At 50.1% G+C, this 17,434-nt stretch carries 16 protein-coding genes; 8 read left to right on the forward strand and 8 right to left on the reverse strand.

Annotated features, from left to right (window positions below; all coding sequences use genetic code 11):
* Positions 1-225: 225 nt before the first annotated feature.
* On the reverse strand, positions 226-783 hold the full coding sequence (lepB, locus tag G358_RS0125420) for a signal peptidase I (protein ID WP_019640080.1): 558 nt from the start codon (positions 781-783) through the stop codon (positions 226-228).
* A gap of 164 nt (positions 784-947) precedes the next feature.
* On the opposite strand from lepB, the gene G358_RS0125425 reads away from it, so the two are divergent.
* A complete protein-coding gene (locus G358_RS0125425) occupies positions 948-1,868 on the forward strand; it encodes a LysR family transcriptional regulator (protein ID WP_019640081.1) in 921 nt (306 codons plus the stop codon).
* Between the two features lie 125 nt (positions 1,869-1,993).
* Here G358_RS0125425 and G358_RS0125430 read toward each other — a convergent pair whose 3' ends face one another.
* On the reverse strand, positions 1,994-2,803 hold the full coding sequence (locus G358_RS0125430) for a carbon-nitrogen family hydrolase (protein ID WP_019640082.1): 810 nt from the start codon (positions 2,801-2,803) through the stop codon (positions 1,994-1,996).
* 267 nt (positions 2,804-3,070) lie between these two features.
* Between G358_RS0125430 and G358_RS0125435 the strand changes: the two genes are divergently transcribed.
* The 7 genes from G358_RS0125435 (at position 3,071) to mtnB (ending at position 10,464) form a co-directional block, all read left to right on the forward strand.
* Positions 3,071-4,276 (forward strand): pyridoxal phosphate-dependent aminotransferase, encoded by a 1,206-nt coding sequence (locus tag G358_RS0125435; RefSeq protein WP_019640083.1) that lies wholly within the window; start codon positions 3,071-3,073, stop codon positions 4,274-4,276.
* A 353-nt stretch (positions 4,277-4,629) separates the two neighbouring features.
* Positions 4,630-5,736, forward strand: coding sequence for a glutamate 5-kinase (gene proB / locus G358_RS0125440; protein ID WP_019640084.1), 1,107 nt, complete (start codon positions 4,630-4,632; stop codon positions 5,734-5,736).
* A 64-nt stretch (positions 5,737-5,800) separates the two neighbouring features.
* Positions 5,801-7,048, forward strand: coding sequence for a glutamate-5-semialdehyde dehydrogenase (locus tag G358_RS0125445; protein ID WP_019640085.1), 1,248 nt, complete (start codon positions 5,801-5,803; stop codon positions 7,046-7,048).
* A 12-nt stretch (positions 7,049-7,060) separates the two neighbouring features.
* A complete protein-coding gene (gene proC / locus G358_RS0125450) occupies positions 7,061-7,921 on the forward strand; it encodes a pyrroline-5-carboxylate reductase (RefSeq protein ID WP_019640086.1) in 861 nt (286 codons plus the stop codon).
* The gene (locus tag G358_RS0125455) at positions 7,918-9,150 is read left to right on the forward strand and encodes a 2,3-diketo-5-methylthiopentyl-1-phosphate enolase (protein WP_019640087.1); all 1,233 of its coding nucleotides are present in this window, start codon (positions 7,918-7,920) and stop codon (positions 9,148-9,150) included. The genes proC and G358_RS0125455 overlap by 4 nt, the downstream gene beginning before the upstream one ends.
* Positions 9,147-9,818, forward strand: coding sequence for a 2-hydroxy-3-keto-5-methylthiopentenyl-1-phosphate phosphatase (locus tag G358_RS0125460; RefSeq protein ID WP_019640088.1), 672 nt, complete (start codon positions 9,147-9,149; stop codon positions 9,816-9,818). Before G358_RS0125455 ends, G358_RS0125460 begins: the two co-directional genes overlap by 4 nt.
* Positions 9,819-9,822: 4 nt before the next feature.
* The gene (gene mtnB, locus G358_RS0125465; protein ID WP_019640089.1) at positions 9,823-10,464 is read left to right on the forward strand and encodes a methylthioribulose 1-phosphate dehydratase; all 642 of its coding nucleotides are present in this window, start codon (positions 9,823-9,825) and stop codon (positions 10,462-10,464) included.
* Between the two features lie 816 nt (positions 10,465-11,280).
* On the opposite strand, the gene G358_RS0125470 is transcribed toward mtnB, so the two are convergent.
* The 6 genes from G358_RS0125470 to G358_RS0125495 all read right to left on the reverse strand — a co-directional run bounded on the left by G358_RS0125470 (position 11,281) and on the right by G358_RS0125495 (position 17,398).
* Positions 11,281-12,117 carry an undecaprenyl-diphosphate phosphatase gene (locus G358_RS0125470; RefSeq protein WP_019640090.1) on the reverse strand — a complete coding sequence of 279 codons (837 nt, stop codon included), beginning with the start codon at positions 12,115-12,117 and terminating at the stop codon, positions 11,281-11,283.
* A gap of 122 nt (positions 12,118-12,239) precedes the next feature.
* Positions 12,240-12,851, reverse strand: a complete 612-nt coding sequence (locus G358_RS0125475) for a DedA family protein (RefSeq protein WP_019640091.1) — start codon at positions 12,849-12,851, stop codon at positions 12,240-12,242.
* 19 nt (positions 12,852-12,870) lie between these two features.
* The gene (locus G358_RS0125480) at positions 12,871-14,823 is read right to left on the reverse strand and encodes an FtsX-like permease family protein (RefSeq protein WP_019640092.1); all 1,953 of its coding nucleotides are present in this window, start codon (positions 14,821-14,823) and stop codon (positions 12,871-12,873) included.
* Positions 14,798-15,568: an ABC transporter ATP-binding protein gene (locus G358_RS0125485; protein WP_019640093.1), complete on the reverse strand. Its 771-nt coding sequence runs from the start codon at positions 15,566-15,568 to the stop codon at positions 14,798-14,800. The genes G358_RS0125480 and G358_RS0125485 overlap by 26 nt, the downstream gene beginning before the upstream one ends.
* Before the next feature lie 160 nt (positions 15,569-15,728).
* Positions 15,729-16,700, reverse strand: a complete 972-nt coding sequence (locus tag G358_RS0125490) for a HAMP domain-containing histidine kinase (protein WP_019640094.1) — start codon at positions 16,698-16,700, stop codon at positions 15,729-15,731.
* Complete coding sequence (locus G358_RS0125495; RefSeq protein ID WP_019640095.1) at positions 16,697-17,398, reverse strand: response regulator transcription factor; 702 nt, start codon at positions 17,396-17,398, stop codon at positions 16,697-16,699. Before G358_RS0125495 ends, G358_RS0125490 begins: the two co-directional genes overlap by 4 nt.
* Positions 17,399-17,434: the final 36 nt, after the last annotated feature.

Genomic DNA, 17,434 nt, shown 5'->3' on the forward strand with positions numbered 1-17,434 from the left:
GTATGTTGACCTTACTATACCATCTCTCACTTCATTGTTCCAAGATATTATTTCTATAATAGTTATAGGTTTTGACTATAAGCTGTCTTAAGCCGCTTTGATTAGAAAGCAGCTTATTTAAATTATAAAGTCGCTTTATATTTACATATGGGTGCCTTGAGTCCTGTACCCCGGTCAGTCCCAAGTCCCCATGTCCGCTCATCCACTGCCAATGACGAAGCAAAATTATTTTTTAAAACCCTCGACTCCCATGACATGATCAAGCGGAATAGGTCCTATCATCCGGCTGTCCTTACTATTGTTGCGATTGTCTCCCATCACAAAAATATAATTCTCGGAAATTTCCCATACTTGACTCTGTTCAGCGTACATCTGTTCCTTAATATACGGCTCATCCAGCTTCTCGCCGTTTCGATAAACATAGCCGCCTTTAATTTCAATCGTATCCCCAGGCAAACCGATGACCCGTTTAATATAGAAGAAATCTTCCTCTTTATTTCCTGATATAATACGAATTAGCGGATGCTCGTTGACGCTATCCCAGAAGGAACGGCCGCGGTCAACCCGGCTATCGATAATAACGATGTCTTTGTAATTCGGCAGCTTCTCGAGCGTTTGTGTCAGCTTCCAGGCATATACCCGCTGTTTATTCTCCAAAGTCGGTTCCATGGAGTGACCGTTCACCGTATATGGCTGAACAATAAAAATGCCGATAAATATGCTGATAACAAAACCTAAAATGATTGTAAATCCCAAGCCCCGAATCTCTCTCCATATTTTCACGGAACAGCGCCCCTTTTCTCTTTTTTTGCCTATTATACTACTAACTTCCCCTGAAATAAAATATCAGGCCCATACTGTAGCACTGCATCGTCAAGACCTATATTGTAATATTGCATTATAGGATATAATTATAAGAGCAATCAAACCGGGAAAAAGGTGATTTCATGGAACTTAGACAGCTCCAGTATACTTTACAAATCGCGGAAGAGCGTAATTTTTCCAGAGCGGCGGACAAGCTGCACATCGCCCAGCCTTCGCTGAGCCAACAGTTGTCCAAGCTGGAGAAGGAACTTGGAGTTAAGCTGTTTCAGCGGAATACGAGCACGGTCGAGCTGACGTACGCTGGCGCCAGCTTCATTAAACACGCACGCAAAATTATGGATGCCGTGGAGCAGCTCCGTCAGGAGATGGATGATATTTCCCAGCTGCGGGCCGGCCGGGTCGTCATCGGCAGCATGCCGATTACCGGGTCTCATTTGCTTCCTTATGTGCTGCCAGCATTTAAAGAAGCTTATCCGGACATACAGGTCAACCTGTTAGAGGATACTTCATTAAATCTCGAGAAGCTTACTGCTGGCGGCGGTACAGATTTAAGCCTTCTCTCCCTGCCGCTGCAGGAGCCGTCATTAACGTACGAGCCGATCGGCGAGGAAATCATCGATCTGGCAGTTCCGCCCCATCATCCTCTCGCCGATCCGAACCGTCGTCCGTCCGGCGGCATAGAGCTGAGTCAGCTGAAGGACGAGCAGTTCATCGTTTTGAAAAAGGGGCAAGGCTTCCGTAAAATCATGATCGATTTATGCCGGGACGCCGGTTTTGAGCCGGATATTGTGTTTGAGAGCAACAATATCGAGACGGTCCAGTCGCTGGTCGCAGCCGGAATGGGCGTTACGCTCGTCCCGCGTTTTATCGCCCGCGCCAAGCGCAGTGAATTAATACCCGTATATGCCCCCCTCGCTGATCCAGTTCCAAGCCGCACGCTCGTTATCGCCTACCGCAAGGGACGCTATTTGTCCAAAGCGGCGGAAGCTTTTATCGAGACGTTCCGGGCAACGATAGCACAGCGCATGAGAGAAGAGCTGTAATTGCAAGAGGCTGACCTAAGGCGATGCGCCTTCGGGTCAGCTTCTTAATTCATACCGTTATATGTTATAACACTTAGCTTATAGGCTATAACGCTTTTTCATTTTGTTGGGCATACGAGAACGAACTAAAGCTTGTAAAGAGCTGCGCGGCGATCCTCGAACACGGGAATTCTCGCACGTACATCATCCACTACGGACAAATCAATACTGCCCGCAATGATTTCTTCCTCTTCTCCGCCCTCCGCGACAATTTCCCCCCATGGATCAATAATCATGGAATGGCCGAAGAAATGATCCTTGCCGCTCTCACCGGTACGATTGCAGGCTACGACATACATTTGATTTTCGATCGCTCTGGCGATAAGCAGTGTCCGCCAATGATGCAGGCGGGGATGAGGCCATGCTGCAGGAACAAATAATACTTTAGCCCCCATCAGTGCCATAGTGCGAGTCAGTTCCGGGAAGCGAATATCATAGCAAATGGAGGCGCCTGATGTCTGGCCGTCGAGCTCGAAAGTAACGACGGATTGGCCGGCTGACAAATGCTTCTCCTCTTCCATCAGACGGAACAAATGCATTTTGGAATAAGCGGCGATTTCCTCCCCTGTCCGGGCATAAATTCGCATCGTATTGTAAACTTGCTCTCCCCGTTTTTCGGCAATAGAGCCTGCAATAACGTGAACGTCGTTGCGCCGGGCAAAATCAGCGATCCACTCCCTGCTCTCCTGTCCGTCCACATCCGCCAGCTCCTGAATGCGCTCCAAAGCATAACCGGTGTTCCACATTTCCGGCAATACAATCATATCCGGCTTATTTGCCGCTTTTAATGCCTCTTCCATCCAGCGCTCAATCCTCTGCCGGTTTGCGGCAGGATTCCCCAGATGAATATCCGACTGAATCAAAGCGATATTCCATGACGTTTGGCTGTGAGCCATGTTGATCCTCCCTTTCTTCCGTAACGCCTATCTTTTGTATCATCATAAGCGGCAGGCCCGGTCCGTGCAAGTGCCGTTTCACCATTTTTACGTATCAAACTTTCCATTTTGCCGTTCCGGACTTTCTATTTTTGCGTGCTCAATTTCCAATTTTCCCATGCTCCATTTTCATTTGGGCTAAGCTGGAGCCTTTTAATCCATTGTATACATATTGGATAAATCATGATAAATTATGAATACTGTTATTTCAAAAACGGAGTGTTGAACATGAACCAAGAAGATCATTCACTAGGGAATTCCCCTTTTAAAATTGAAGCCGCTGAAGTGATGAGCAAGCTGCCCAAGCAGTTTTTTGCTGCGCTCGTCCAAAGTGTGAACCGGGAAATTGCACAAGGCCATGATGTGATTAATTTGGGCCAGGGCAACCCCGACCGGCCGACCCCTGAACATATTGTGAAGTCCGCGCAGCAGGCTGTGGCCAATCCGCAGTATCATAAATATTCTCCCTTTCAAGGTTACAGCTTTCTTAAAGAAGCAGTCTGCGAGCGTTACCGTGAAGATTATGGAGTTACGCTTGATCCGGAGAAGGAAGTCGCTATTTTGTTCGGCGGAAAAACCGGGCTCGTACAAATTAGCCAAATTTTGCTGAATCCGGGCGATTTATGCCTCGTGCCTGATCCGGGATATCCGGACTACTGGTCCGGCGCTGCACTTGCGGGAGCCGAAATGTCGTTCATGCCGCTGAGGGAAAATAACGGATTTTTACCAGATTATGAGGAAATAACGGCCGTGGACCGTCAGCGGGCCAAGCTGATGTTTCTGAATTATCCGAACAATCCGACATCAGCGACAGCACCGCTCTCTTTTTATGAAGATACGGTCAAGTTTGCTAGGGAGAACGGAATTGTCGTCGCGAGTGATTTTGCTTACGGGGCCATCGGCTTCGACGGTGTGAAGCCTGTCAGCTTTTTGCAGGCTGAAGGCGCTAAGGAAGTAGGCGTAGAGTATTATACCCTGTCCAAAACTTATAATATGGCAGGCTGGCGCGTCGCCTTTGCGCTCGGCAATGAACGCATTATTTCATTGATCAATTTACTGCAGGATCATATCTACGTAAGTCTGTTCGGCGGAATACAGGAAGCGGCCAGGGTAGCGTTGACAGCGCCGCAAGACAATGTGAACGAACTGGTTGCCGTATACGAGTCCCGCCGCAACGCCCTGTTCAGCGAACTGGCTAAAATCGGCTGGGAAGCGAACAAATCAAGCGGCTCCTTCTTTGCCTGGCTGCCCGTTCCAGCCGGCTGGAATTCCGCATCCTTTGCCGAGAAGCTGCTGCGTGAAGCTAAAGTAGCCGTCGCACCGGGCATCGGATTCGGCAGGCATGGGGAAGGCTACGTAAGGGTCGGGCTGCTCAGCGATGAGGATCGTCTGCGCGAGGCGGTGCAGCGGATCGGCCGGCTCGGGTTGTTTTAACTCTTTTTACTTTGCATTGCCTTGATGCGCATGGTATTCTATCAGTAATTCATTTCGCAATTATAGCAGTACAATTGTACATTTTGACTAAACGTAATGACGGGACCAGTACGTAAGCAAGCGACGCTCAGAGAGCAAATTCCTTAGGCTGTGAGAATTTGTCGGATCGCACTTGCGGAACCCTATCCCTGAACGGCCGGCCGCGAGGCCGGACAGCGCCCCTGTTATCGGGCCTTGAGTCGGATGAGTTATTCATCAATAAAGGTGGTACCGCGGAAGTTTAACTTTCGTCCTTTGCGTGCAAAGGCGAGAGTTTTTTTATTTTCCTTACTATATGAATAGGAGTGATCTCCATGCTTCGCCGCATCGTTGTAAAAATCGGGAGCAGCTCGCTAACTTCGGAGGAAGGGGGATTAAACCGGGCAGCGATCGCTTATTTCGCCGCTGAATTAGCCGGTCTGCGGTCTCTCGGTTATCAGGTGCTGCTCGTCACCTCCGGAGCGGTTGCGGCCGGATTCCGGGAAATCGGCTATCCGGAACGTCCAAAACTGCTGCATGAAAAGCAGGCGGCGGCGGCTGTCGGACAAGCGCTGCTCATGCAAAGCTATCGTGAAGCGCTCGCTGTGCATAAGGTGGCCTCAGCCCAAATCCTCCTGACCCGCTCTGACTTCCAGAACAGGAAGCGGACAGGCAATGCCAGTATGGCCATAGAAGAGCTGCTTCACCGCAGCGTATTGCCGATCATTAACGAAAATGACACCGTATCGGTAGACGAACTGAAATTCGGAGACAATGACACGCTGTCCGCTCTCGTAGCCAACCTGTTAAAAGCGGATCATCTGATTATTTTGACCGACACCGACGGACTGTACACCCAAGATCCCCGGATTAATCCCGCCGCCGAGCGGATTGCGCTCGTCGATGAAATTACGGATGAAATTTACAGCATCGCCGGGGGGGCCGGTTCATCTGTCGGCACAGGGGGCATGCGCTCTAAAATCGATGCCGCCAAAATTGGCACCCGCGGCGGCGTTACCGTGTTCGTCGGTAAGGTCACCCAACCTGGTGAATTGCCTGCGGTATTAGAGGGCCGGGGGCCAGGAACCTACTTCGAAACCCGCTCTGCCACCCTGCCGAGAAAAAAGCAGTGGCTTGGATTTTTATCCACCCCGCTCGGCACGCTCACCGTGGATAACGGCGCCGAAGAAGCGCTCCTTCACGGCGGGCGCAGTCTACTGCCAGTTGGTGTCAAGCACGCCCAGGGACATTTCCACGCCGGGGATGTGGTTGAGGTAGTCAATCAGAACAGGGAAACGCTAGGCCGTGGTATCATTAACTATGATTCTGAGCAGTTACAATATATATTAGGATTACCAAGTACAGAGGTCATTAAAAAGGTGGAAACAGTCCATCGGCTCGAGGTCATTCACCGGGACGAATGGATTTCATTAAAATTATAATTGTTGAGGATTTAAAAAATTAATTTTGAACCCTCGCAATTCAACCATTTGAGGAGGTATTGAGATGAGCGAAGTAAGACAAAAGGCAGAACTGGCTGGCCAATCAGTCCACATATTGAACAGTTTATCGACAGAACAGAAAAATAAGGCACTGCTCGATTGCGCACAAGCTTTAATCGCAAACAGTGAATCTATTATCGAAGCCAACAAGGATGATTTGCAGCGCGGCCGCGAAAACGGCACATCCGAATCTTTATTGGATCGGCTCGCCTTAACCGAAGAACGAATTTCCGGCATTGCGGAAGGCCTGCGGCAAATCGTCCAGTTGCCAGATCCAATTGGGGAAACGCTGGAGACCATCGATCGCCCGAACGGGCTGCATATCGTCAAAAAACGCGTGCCGATCGGTGTTATCGGCATTATCTATGAAGCGCGGCCAAATGTAACGGTCGATGCACTTGGATTGTGCCTGAAGACGGGGAACGCGGTTCTGCTGCGCGGCGGCTCAGCTGCCCTGTCTTCCAACCGGAAAATTGTTGAAGTCATCCATGAAACGCTGTCTAAAACAGATGTGCCGAAAGAGGCAGTTCAGCTTATAGAAGATCCAAACCGCTCTTCTGTAGACGAAATGATCAAGCTTAACGGATTGGTGGATGTTGTCATACCGCGCGGCGGCAGCTCCCTGATTCAAAATGTTGTGCAAAACGCCACCGTACCCGTCATCGAGACCGGAGCAGGCGTCTGCCATACGTATTTAGACGCTTCCGCAAATCCGTCCATGGCTGCGGAAATTACGCTGAATGCCAAAGTCCAGCGCCCTTCGGTATGTAATGCGATGGAAACGCTGCTCGTACACCACGGCTTTGCCCAGTCTCATCTTCTGGATATCGCCAGCGAGCTGCGGAATTCCAACGTTGAGCTGCGCGGCTGCGAGCAGACACGCCAAATCGTTGACTGGGCATTGCCGGCGACGGAACAGGATTACGCTACAGAATACAACGATTATATTTTGAATATTAAAGTCGTATCGAGCTTGGAAGAAGCGCTCCAGCATATCGGCCGCTTCGGTACAAAGCATTCCGAATGCATCGTTACCGAGGATACTGCAAATGCCGAACGATTCCAACAGGACGTTGATGCCTCGGCCGTTTATCATAACGTCTCTACCCGCTTCACGGACGGTTTTGAATTCGGCTTCGGGGCAGAGATCGGCATCAGCACGCAAAAGCTGCATGCCAGAGGGCCTATGGGGCTGCCTGCGCTCACCTCAAGCAAATACATTATTCATGGCAATGGACAAATCCGGAAATAAGGAGGCCAAACGATGACAGCTAACAACACGGCTAACCCCGCCTCGATCTGCTTCTACGGCGCCGGCTCGATGGCTGAAGCTATCGTACGCGGTCTGATTCACCGTGATGTGGCCCCGCCGCAGGCCATTTCCATGCTGAACCGCAGCAATCAGGAACGGCTTAACTATTTATCCGCCGCCTACGGCCTTGTCACAGGCAATAGTGATGCAGATAAGCAGGCCTGCCTCACCTCCGCTTCCGTTATCGTTCTAGCGATGAAGCCGAAGGATGCGGGTGATGCATTAAAAGCCTTGGGATCGCTGCTGCGGAAAGATCAGCTTATCGTATCCGTTATCGCGGGACTTTCCATCGCCACCATTCAAGCGCTGCTTGGCTATGAGGCGCCGATTGCCAGAACAATGCCGAACACTTCAAGCTCTATAGGCGTTGGCGCCACGGGCATTGCTTTCTCAGCTGAAGTGACTGACGAACAGGCCTCCCAAGTTCTGGCGATGTTTGAAGCGGTAGGCGCCGTACAAGTCATTCCCGAGGAGCAGATGGAAATATTGACTGGCGTATCCGGGAGCGGTCCAGCGTACATTTACTATATGATGGAAGCGATGATTGAAGCTGGCATCGAAGGCGGGCTCAGCCCGGAACAGGCCCGGGAGCTTACCGTGCAGACTGTTCTGGGGGCGGCCATGATGATGAAGGAGACGGGCGAGGAGCCCGCCAAGCTTAGAGCGGATATTACGTCGCCGAACGGTTCCACCCAAGCGGCACTGGAGACGCTGGCCTCTGGCGGCTTTAGCGCAAATGTAAAGGCCGCCGTTCACCGCGCCGCCGAACGGTCCAGGGAGATGGGAGAAGCAGTAAAGGAGGCTTTGCTATGAGCTATTGTACGGCCACATACCGTATTTATGATGATAAGGCGGATTTTCACCGGAAAGCGGAATCTATTGCGATCGGCATGACCGTCGGCACATGGACCGAGCTGCCTTTGATTAAACAGGATGAAATGCGCCGGCATTTAGGCCGGGTCGAGAGCGTCACTATCCACGAACCGGCCGACGGAACGGACAATGGCGCTGCAGGCGAACGATATGCGGATGTGTCCATATCCTATCCGGATGTGAACTTCACTTCCGATATTCCGGCTCTGCTCATTACCGTCTTTGGCAAAATTTCCATGGACGGAAAAATCAAGCTGCTCGACCTGAAGCTGTCCGATGCTTTTCTCAGCGCCTATCCCGGGCCGAAATTTGGCATTCAGGGCGTCCGTGAGCTGCTTGACGTACCTCATCGCCCGCTGCTGATGAGCATTTTCAAATCCGTCATCGGCTATGACCTTGGCGGGCTGCGCGAGCAGTTTATGGCACAGGCGCTGGGCGGCGTAGATCTGATTAAAGATGATGAAATTTTATTCGAAAATCTGCTCACCCCGCTTGAACAGCGCGTGCGGGCATGCTATGAAGCCGCTCAGGAAGCGGAGCAGATTACCGGCAAGAGACTGCTCTACGCCGTCAATCTGACCGGGCGAACATCCACACTGAGGGAACAGGCGCTGCGGGCGATTGAGGCGGGAGCTTCCGCCCTGCTGTTCAACGTGCTGCCGTACGGCTTCGACGTCCTGCATGAGCTGAGCAGCGACCCGGAAATCACCGTGCCAATCGCGGCGCACCCTTCGCTGGCCGGGGCCATCTATCCCTCCCCGCATTACGGAATCAGCGCTTCCCTGCTGCTGGGCAAGCTGATGCGTATCGCTGGGGCCGATCTTGTGCTTTTCCCTTCCCCGTATGGCTCCGTAGTCATGCCGCGGGAAGAAAATCTGGCCATTCAGCGAGAGCTGGTTTCCTCCGAACTGGCGATTCGCAGCAGCTTCCCGGTGCCTTCCGCGGGCATTCATCCCGGACTGGTACCGCAAATTTTGAGCGATTTCGGGACAGATGTAGTCGTAAATGCCGGCGGCGGGATTCACGGGCATCCAAATGGAGCAAGCAGCGGCGGCCGCGCCTTCCTGCAAGCGATCGATGCTGCGTTAAACGGCGTTCCGCTTGAACAAGCGGCCCAGAGCCTTCCCGAATTGATGGCAGCGCTTGATACTTGGGGAGGACGCAAATGAGCAGCCACAAGCAGCCCGTCATTTTCTGCGATTTTGACGGGACGATCACACTTAGCGACAATATTGTAGCTATTATGCAGCATTTCAAGCCTGCGGGTTCCGAACCGATCATGGAGCAAATTTTGTCCCACGACATATCCATCCGCGAAGGTGTAGGTAAGATGTTTGCTCTGCTCCCTTCTTCCATGAAGCGTGAAGTTACTGATTTCGTGCTGGGGCAAGCCGGCATTCGCGAAGGTTTCGCAAACTTTCTCAGCTATTTGCGCGAGCGCCGCATCCCGTTTTACGTGACGAGCGGCGGCATCGACTTCTTCGTCCTGCCGCTGCTCGCGCCGTTCGATATACCGAAAGAGCATATCTACTGCAACGGCGCCGATTTCAGCAGCGAGGGAATCACGATTACGTGGCCGAATCCCTGTGATGGACAATGCGGCAAAGACTGCGGCATGTGCAAGACGACGGTCATGAGGCAGTTCCCGGCCAGCCGTTACGAGCGCATCCTGATCGGCGACAGTCTGACTGACTTTGAAGGCGCCAAGCTGGCGGATCGCGTCTATTCCCGGGCCCGGCTCACTGAAAAGTGCCAGGAGCTCGGCATAAATCATACGCCATTCGAGACGTTTCATGACATTCGGGAAGACCTTATCCAACGTGAAGGAGATAAATAAGAAGATGAGTTTCACTGCCATTCCTTTAGAAGAGAAGCAGTCCGTGCTGGACGAGCTGCGGAACGTCAAAGAGCAATTCGCCGCACGGGGCTGGTTCCCCGGTACGAGCGGCAACCTGTCCATCCGCGTCGGGGAGTTCGCTCCCGACTCATTTCATTTCGCGGTAACATCCAGCGGTAAGGACAAATCCGTCCATACGCCTGAGGATTTCCTGTTCGTGGACGCAGCCGGCGAACCTTGCGAAGCGACAAAGCTGAAGCCGAGCGCCGAAACGCTAATCCATGCCAAAATTTACCGTATGACAGGCTGCGGGGCGATTTTTCATGTGCATACGGTATTCAACAACGTGCTGAGCGAGCTGTACGGTGAGCAGGGCTATGTTCCCGTGCAGGGAATCGAGCTGATCAAGGGGCTGGGCATCTGGCAGGAAAACGCGGCGATCGAAATTCCGGTGCTGCCGAACTATGCCGATATCTCTGCCATTGCCAAACTCGTCCCCGGCGCGCTGAAACCGGACATCCCCGGCATATTGCTGCGCAACCACGGCATTTACGTGTGGGGCAAAAATGCGTTCGAAGCCAAGCGGCATTTAGAAGCGTTCGAGTTTATTTTTGAGGTGGAATACCGCAGGCTCGCTTTAAAGTAATATTGATTTTTGCAGCTGACATTCTTTCGGAGATATCTTTGTATCATATTCTGAGATCATATTCGGAGATTATATTCGGAGATTATATTCGGAGATCATATTCTCCTTTGCTTTCACCTCGTTCGTAGTCGATCTTAATATAAATAAAATGACCATAAAAGTGAGCTGTCTCATGCTTAGCATTCGTTGCTGCACGAGGCAGCTTTTTTTCGCTCTCAACTGGCAAGGCCTAGCAACAGCAAGTGTTGATTCTAGAGGAGCTGAGCCCCTAGAACACGATGATACTCCTGGCAGTTACCTTAGCAGAGTTACTATTCCAGGCCATTTAGATGGAGTTATAGCATCTACTTTTGAGTTTATAAGCAGATTTTGCAAAACAAACGGATTTTGTGTACTTAATACCAAGTTTTCTCGGATATAACCCCTCATTTCCCAATCTAACCACATGAGATCCAGTTAGTTTTACTACCAGCGATAAAGTGCATTTTTTAAATACAACAAATACAGTTAGAGTGGAAAAGCAACATATTTGCCAATAACTTCACACATCAGTGGTTATATACTGCATAATAACGCAGAGTGCAATACACTTTTTAACGCAATTGCAATAGCCAGTCCGTTGCGCAAGATTACCTTGAAAAGAGTTTCGTTCCTAATAAAGCACCTCAAGAGGTATCATAAATGGCACCTCAAGCGCACCAAAAGAGTACCTCAAGAGCATCATAAGTGGCACCTCAAGAGCATCAAAAGAGCACCACAAAAGCACCACAAAAAGGGCAGCCTCATTGCTGCCCACTGCCGCCCTTTCCGTCTATATTAGAAAAATATGACCCAAATGACAACTGCCAGCAAAATCCGGTAAATCGCAAACGGCATCAGCTTGATACGGTTGATCAGCTTTAGGAAGAAACGGATCGACAGCAGAGCGAATATGAAAGCGCTGATGAACCCGGCGATGAAGAACGGCAGTGCATCCAGCGTCATGTATTCCCAATTTTTGTACAGTGAAATCGCGCTTGCTCCGCACATGATCGGCACGGCCATAATGAACGTGAAATCCGCTGCCGCGCGGTGGCTCATTCCCGCCAGCACCCCTCCGGAAATCGTGGAGCCTGAGCGGGAGAATCCCGGCCAAATCGACAAACATTGGATCAAGCCAACGACTAAGGCATGTCCATAAGTCATTTGATCCACCGATTGAATCTTTGGCTGCTTCGGGCCGAATTTATCGGCAGCGATCATGAGTATCGCCCCCAGAACAAGGCCAATTAGCACCGTGTACGTCGAGAATAAATATTCATCGATAAAATCCTCGAAAAGCACGCCCAAAATTCCGGCCGGAATCAAGCCTACAATGACCTGGCCAAGTTTCAGCCTCGGCTCGCCTGCGCTGACAGCGTGCTTGCTGAACCGCGACAGCCCAAGCAAATTAAGAATCCGATCCTTGAATACAACCAAAACGGCCAGGATAGATCCGAGCTGGATCACGACCTTGAACGTATTCGCCGCATATTTGGAGGACAATATCTGCTCGGTCTTGAGCCACATATCGTCCACGATAATCATATGTCCCGTTGAGGAGACAGGTGCAAATTCCGTAACCCCTTCTACTAAACCTAAAATAATCGCTTTAACAATATCCCAAAATAACATGCGTCTACTTCCCCTCTTCACCAATGTACTGGAACATTGCTAGAAGCGCACCTCCGGCGCATCTTCTATTAGCAAGCCAGCATAAAACTCTTTTAATAGAATAGATCGTTTTACGCCTGTTTTCAAGAAGCCTTCTTCCATCTACGAATGAACCAGATTAAGGCCAGCACGATGCCTGCGCCGATTACAACATAAGCAATGTTCGAATACACATCCATAAATTCAACAATCCTCTCCCATGAGCCGCCGACGGCTGCTCCGACATAGACCAGAACAATATTCCAAATCAGCGTCCCGATCGTCGTAAAGAGCAGAAACAGGCTGAATTTCATTTTGGCCATGCCGGCCGGAATCGAAATCAGGCTGCGAATGAGCGGGATCATACGACAAAATAAAACTGTCCAGTAGCCGAATCTATCAAACCATGCATCCGCTTTTCGCACGTCCTCCCTCTTCAGCCTTAAATACTTCCCCCACCTGTCTATAATCGCCTCAAGCCGATCCACATTAAGAATGTAGCCAGCACCGTACAAAATAACCGCTCCTACAACTGAGCCCAGTGTCGCAGCAATGATCACCCCGGTTATCGTCAAGCCGGAGTAGGTCGTCATAAAGCCGCCAAACGTTAAAATTACCTCGGAAGGAATAGGCGGGAACACATTTTCCAGCGCAATGAGCAGAAAAATGCCAATGTACCCGAACTGCTCCATAAACTCCGTTATCCAGTTTTCCATATATACCTCCACATTGTTTTCATATAATAGCTTTTCTTACGTTCCGCAAATACCTTCTGCGAATGAAATAAAAGTACATGACCTGTACAATAAAGAAACTTGCAAGGATAAAACCAGCCTCTACCGCAATAGAGAAGTTAAAATAGCTTTGCAAAGCGACAAAGGCAAACAGGCTGTGAATCATCGCCATGCCGATGGGGACGAAGAAGAGCAGACTGATCTGCCGGGTAACCATCGTATCGATCTCCCTCTGCGTTACGCCGATTTTGGACATCGTCGCATACTGCCTGCGGTCGTACTCCAAATCCGCGTACAGCCTGAAATATAAGAAGCTTCCGGCCGCGATAAAAAACACGGTGCCGACGAGCAGCGCGATAAACAGCATCGTACTGTAAATGCTGGTCTGCACAGCAAACAGCGTTCCACTTACCGTCATCGCGTAAAGCTCTTCCGCAGTGTAAGTCACCTTGCCGTTCTCTGTCAATGCGATGCCGATGCCCTCGCTCTTCTCGAGGCCGTCCAAATAATAAGCAAAATACCAATCCTCTTGCCCAGCCTTCGGCAGCTCGTTCATCCACTCATCGCTGACGACGAGACCGCTGAATTTCCCTTCCATACTTCCTCCAAGCTCGAGGGTTAAATATTCCGGAATCGGCACATGACTCGTAATCTCCGTTTCCACGAGCTCAAGCTCTGTGCCTGGTATTTTGTACGAGACAAGCTGCCGTTCCCGCAGCAAAGGTCTTTCACGCTGTGACCCCAGCATGATGAGCGCAGAGGGGCCTGACAATGGCTCATCCTTGAATGGAATCCCCGCTGCGGCGATCAAGCGCTCATAATCGGAGAAAGCGATCAGCGGCATGCGCTGGAGCTTGCCCTTCCCATTTGATTCCTCTAGTACATCCACGATTTTTATCGGCAGGCTAACCTGTTCATAATATAATCCGCGAGCTGTCAGTTCTGCTGTAATCTCTTGCAAGTGAGCCCTCTCCACCGGATTGTTTCCCTTCGATACATAACCAACCGCCGCAAGATAATCCTGCCTGAACTCGTAAGATAGTCGATGTATGGAGGCAAACACGCCAATCGCACAAAACGTAACGGTTGAAATGATCGTAACGAGGAACAGCATTTGGGTATTCTCTTTCATCCGATGAGCCAACGCGGAAATCGTCACGATATTCGTTCTCCGCCAAAACAGCTTGCGGCGGCTCTTTACGGCCTCCACAAGATAAACACTAAAGTAGGCATACAAAAGGTATGTCCCAATCACCGTCATTAAAGTGACGGGCACCATACGTATTACAACAGTTACCGCGGTCGACGTTGCTGCCAAACAATAGCTAAGCAGCAGGAGAGCGATTGCCAGGCTCGACAACACCAGTGACTTCCTCGGCGCTTCAGCTTGCCATTGACGGGACTGAAACAGCTCGATGAGTTTATATTTTCCGATCAAACCTGAAGTAAAGACCGAAATAAGCAAAAACAGCACGGCAAATGCAGCCAGTGTCAGCAGTACAGCAAACCATGAGATATGGAACTTCAGCTGTTCTATACCCAGTATGTTCGCGCCAGCCATCAGGAACAATTTGGCCGTAATTAATCCGGCTACGATCCCAGTCAACATGGACGCGCCGCCGATAGTGATGTTTTCCAGAAAGAACATTCGATGGAGCTGCCCTCGGGTCATACCGTGAAGCCGCAAAATTCCTAGCTCTCTCTTCCGCGACTGTATAAAAGAGCCTACCGAGTAGATCACGAAAAAAAGTGAAAAAAAATAAACAGTGCCGACAGCGACCTGGAGCGCCTCAACCGCCTGATCGTAAATCATGTTTTCCTGAATGCCCGGATGGAACAGGAACAAGGCGCACAGAAAAAATATCATTACAGAAAACGAACTGCTTAAATAATAAGCGGCATAGATTCGCTTGTTACGCAGAACATGGTTAAAGGCGAATTGTCGAAAGGTCATGCGTATCCCCTCCGAGCAGCGACAGCATATCAATGATTTTCTGAAAAAAAACCTGACGGTTGCTGCCCCGATAAACTTCGTTATAAAACTTTCCATCTTTAATGAAAATGACACGATGGCAAAAGCTGGCTGCCACCGCATCGTGCGTAACCATAAAAATGGTCGCCCGCTCCTCTTCGTTTATAGTGGAGAAAGCCTCCATCACTTCCCGGGATGATTTGGAATCCAAATTCCCTGTCGGCTCATCTGCCAGTATTAAGGATGGCCGATGAATAATCGCGCGGGCAATAGCGGTCTTCTGCATCTCCCCGCCCGATACCTCATTGCTATACTTGCCTAGCAACTCGCTGATCCCTAACCTCTCCGCGATTGCGGTGGCCCTGCTCTCCATTTCGCGCACAGGCGTGCCGTCCAACGTTAGCGGTAGTACGATGTTCTCCTCAATCGTCAGCGTATCCAATAAGTTGAACTGTTGAAAAATAAAACCCAGCTCCCGACGGCGGAACATTGCGGCTTCATCATCGCTCATCCTATGGGGTTCCCGGCCCTCGATCATCACTCTTCCCGAGGTCGGTTCATCAATGGTCGCAATTACATTTAGCAACGTCGTCTTGCCGCTGCCGGATGGTCCCATTACACCGACGAACTCCCCTCGTTCTATCCGAAAGGAAACACCTTGGAGCGCCCTGGTGGATATTTTGCCTTCATAAATTTTGGATAATGCACTTACCTCTAACACCGGCATAGGTTCATGTCTCCTGTTTGGTGGTATGTAGGGATGTAGGGATGTAAGATGTTAGTAACTTGGGATGCTAACAGTATACGATTCCTGATCTGAAGGAAGCCACATCGTTACCTTACATTTCCCTTACAACTCTGTAAGTTTGTTGTTATCGCGCACAGAACTAGAAGAGAATCCGTACGGCCGTTCCTTTTCCTTCGACGGATTCAAGTTCTATTTCATGACCAAGCTTATGACATATTTCTTTGACCAAGTACATGCCCATCCCCGTGGATTCTTGAAATTTCCTGCCGTTCTCCCCCGTAAAATAAGCATCGAATACGCGCGGCAAATCGCTGTCCGGGATGCCTATGCCTTCATCCTCTATTTCAAGGATGGTTCGCCCATCCACTTGGTCTGCTCGAAAATATAGCTTGCCGTTCTCCTTTGTCGTATAGCGGACAGCATTCGTGATCAGCTGGGCCAACACAAAATCCAACCATTTCTCATCAGAGACGACGGACAACTGCGGCTCCAAATCAATGACGGGAAATACTTTACCCCGAATAAACAGGCGTTTCTGTGCGGATGTCACCCTGCGCACCACCGCCTCAAGCTCAAGCGTCTCGACGTGGATATCATGTTCAAACCTATCCAGGCGAGCGGTATATAGCACTATGTCCAGCCCTTTTCTCAGCCTGTCCAATTCATCGGCAATCGCCACCGAGCGTGGATTGCTCTCCTGCTGAATCATCAAATGTATGACGGAAATCGGCGTCTTCATTTGGTGTACCCACTGGTTGATGAAATGAATATGGCTCTCGATTTTCTCCGTCTGCTCATTCAACTCGGACAAATAATGGCGGTATTGCGATTTAAGCAGGCGATGCAACCCTTCTGACAATGGGGTTACGGGCTTCACATCGGTAAAATCGCCAATCGATGCAGCAGGCTGCTCCAGCCTCCGATAGAAGCTGCGATGTGTCATGTAACGAAATAAAAGGTAACCTGCCAGCAGGCAACTGCTTAGCAGAACGGCATACAAGCTGACTGCAGTATTTCGATAACCGTCCAGCCAGTAAACAAAAGTCACAACAGTCAATTGCACGACATAGATGATGATTAACGGCCTCTGCTCCCTCAAAAAAAGCTTCATTGCCGCTCTCCCCAACTAGGAACAAGCCGATAGCCCTGCCCGCGAACAGTCTGAAGCGCATATTCGATACCTAATGCAGACAGCTTCTTCCGCACCCGGGTAACGTACACGTTTAACGTATTATCATCCACGAAAACCTGATCATCCCATATTTTTTCCAACAGGCGGTCTCGGCTCACAACCTGCTGTACCTTCATCATCAGTTCATCCATGATCTTCATCTCCGTATGGCTTAGCTCGATTTTGAGCCCATCCAATGATAAACAGAGCCGTTCCCGATCCAAGCTAAGACCATGGACATCCAGAGGGCAATCGACAGGCACTGCCGCATACGTTCCATAGGCGCGGCGAAGCTGGCTGTTTATTTTTGCTAAGACGATATCATAATCAAAAGGTTTTGTTATATAATCATCCGCCCCATTTTCCAGAGCCATCACCTGATCCATTTTACCGTCGCGTGCTGACAGGAATAGGATCGGACATGTCGATAGATTGCGGATTTGGCGGCACCAGTAATATCCGTCATATTTCGGTAAATTTACGTCCAGTAGTACTAAATGGGGTTCGAACTGCTGAAACTGCGCTTTTATGCTATCGAAATCCTTCACCGCCAAGGTGTCGTAATCGAACTTGTGTAAATACGCCTCCAGCAATTTGACCAATCCTTGATCATCTTCAACGATCAAAATTTTAAACATGCTCGTTCTCCTTTAATATTAACGGAAACACCCCGT

The organism is Paenibacillus fonticola DSM 21315, from assembly GCF_000381905.1.
GTDB lineage: Bacteria > Bacillota > Bacilli > Paenibacillales > Paenibacillaceae > Fontibacillus > Fontibacillus fonticola.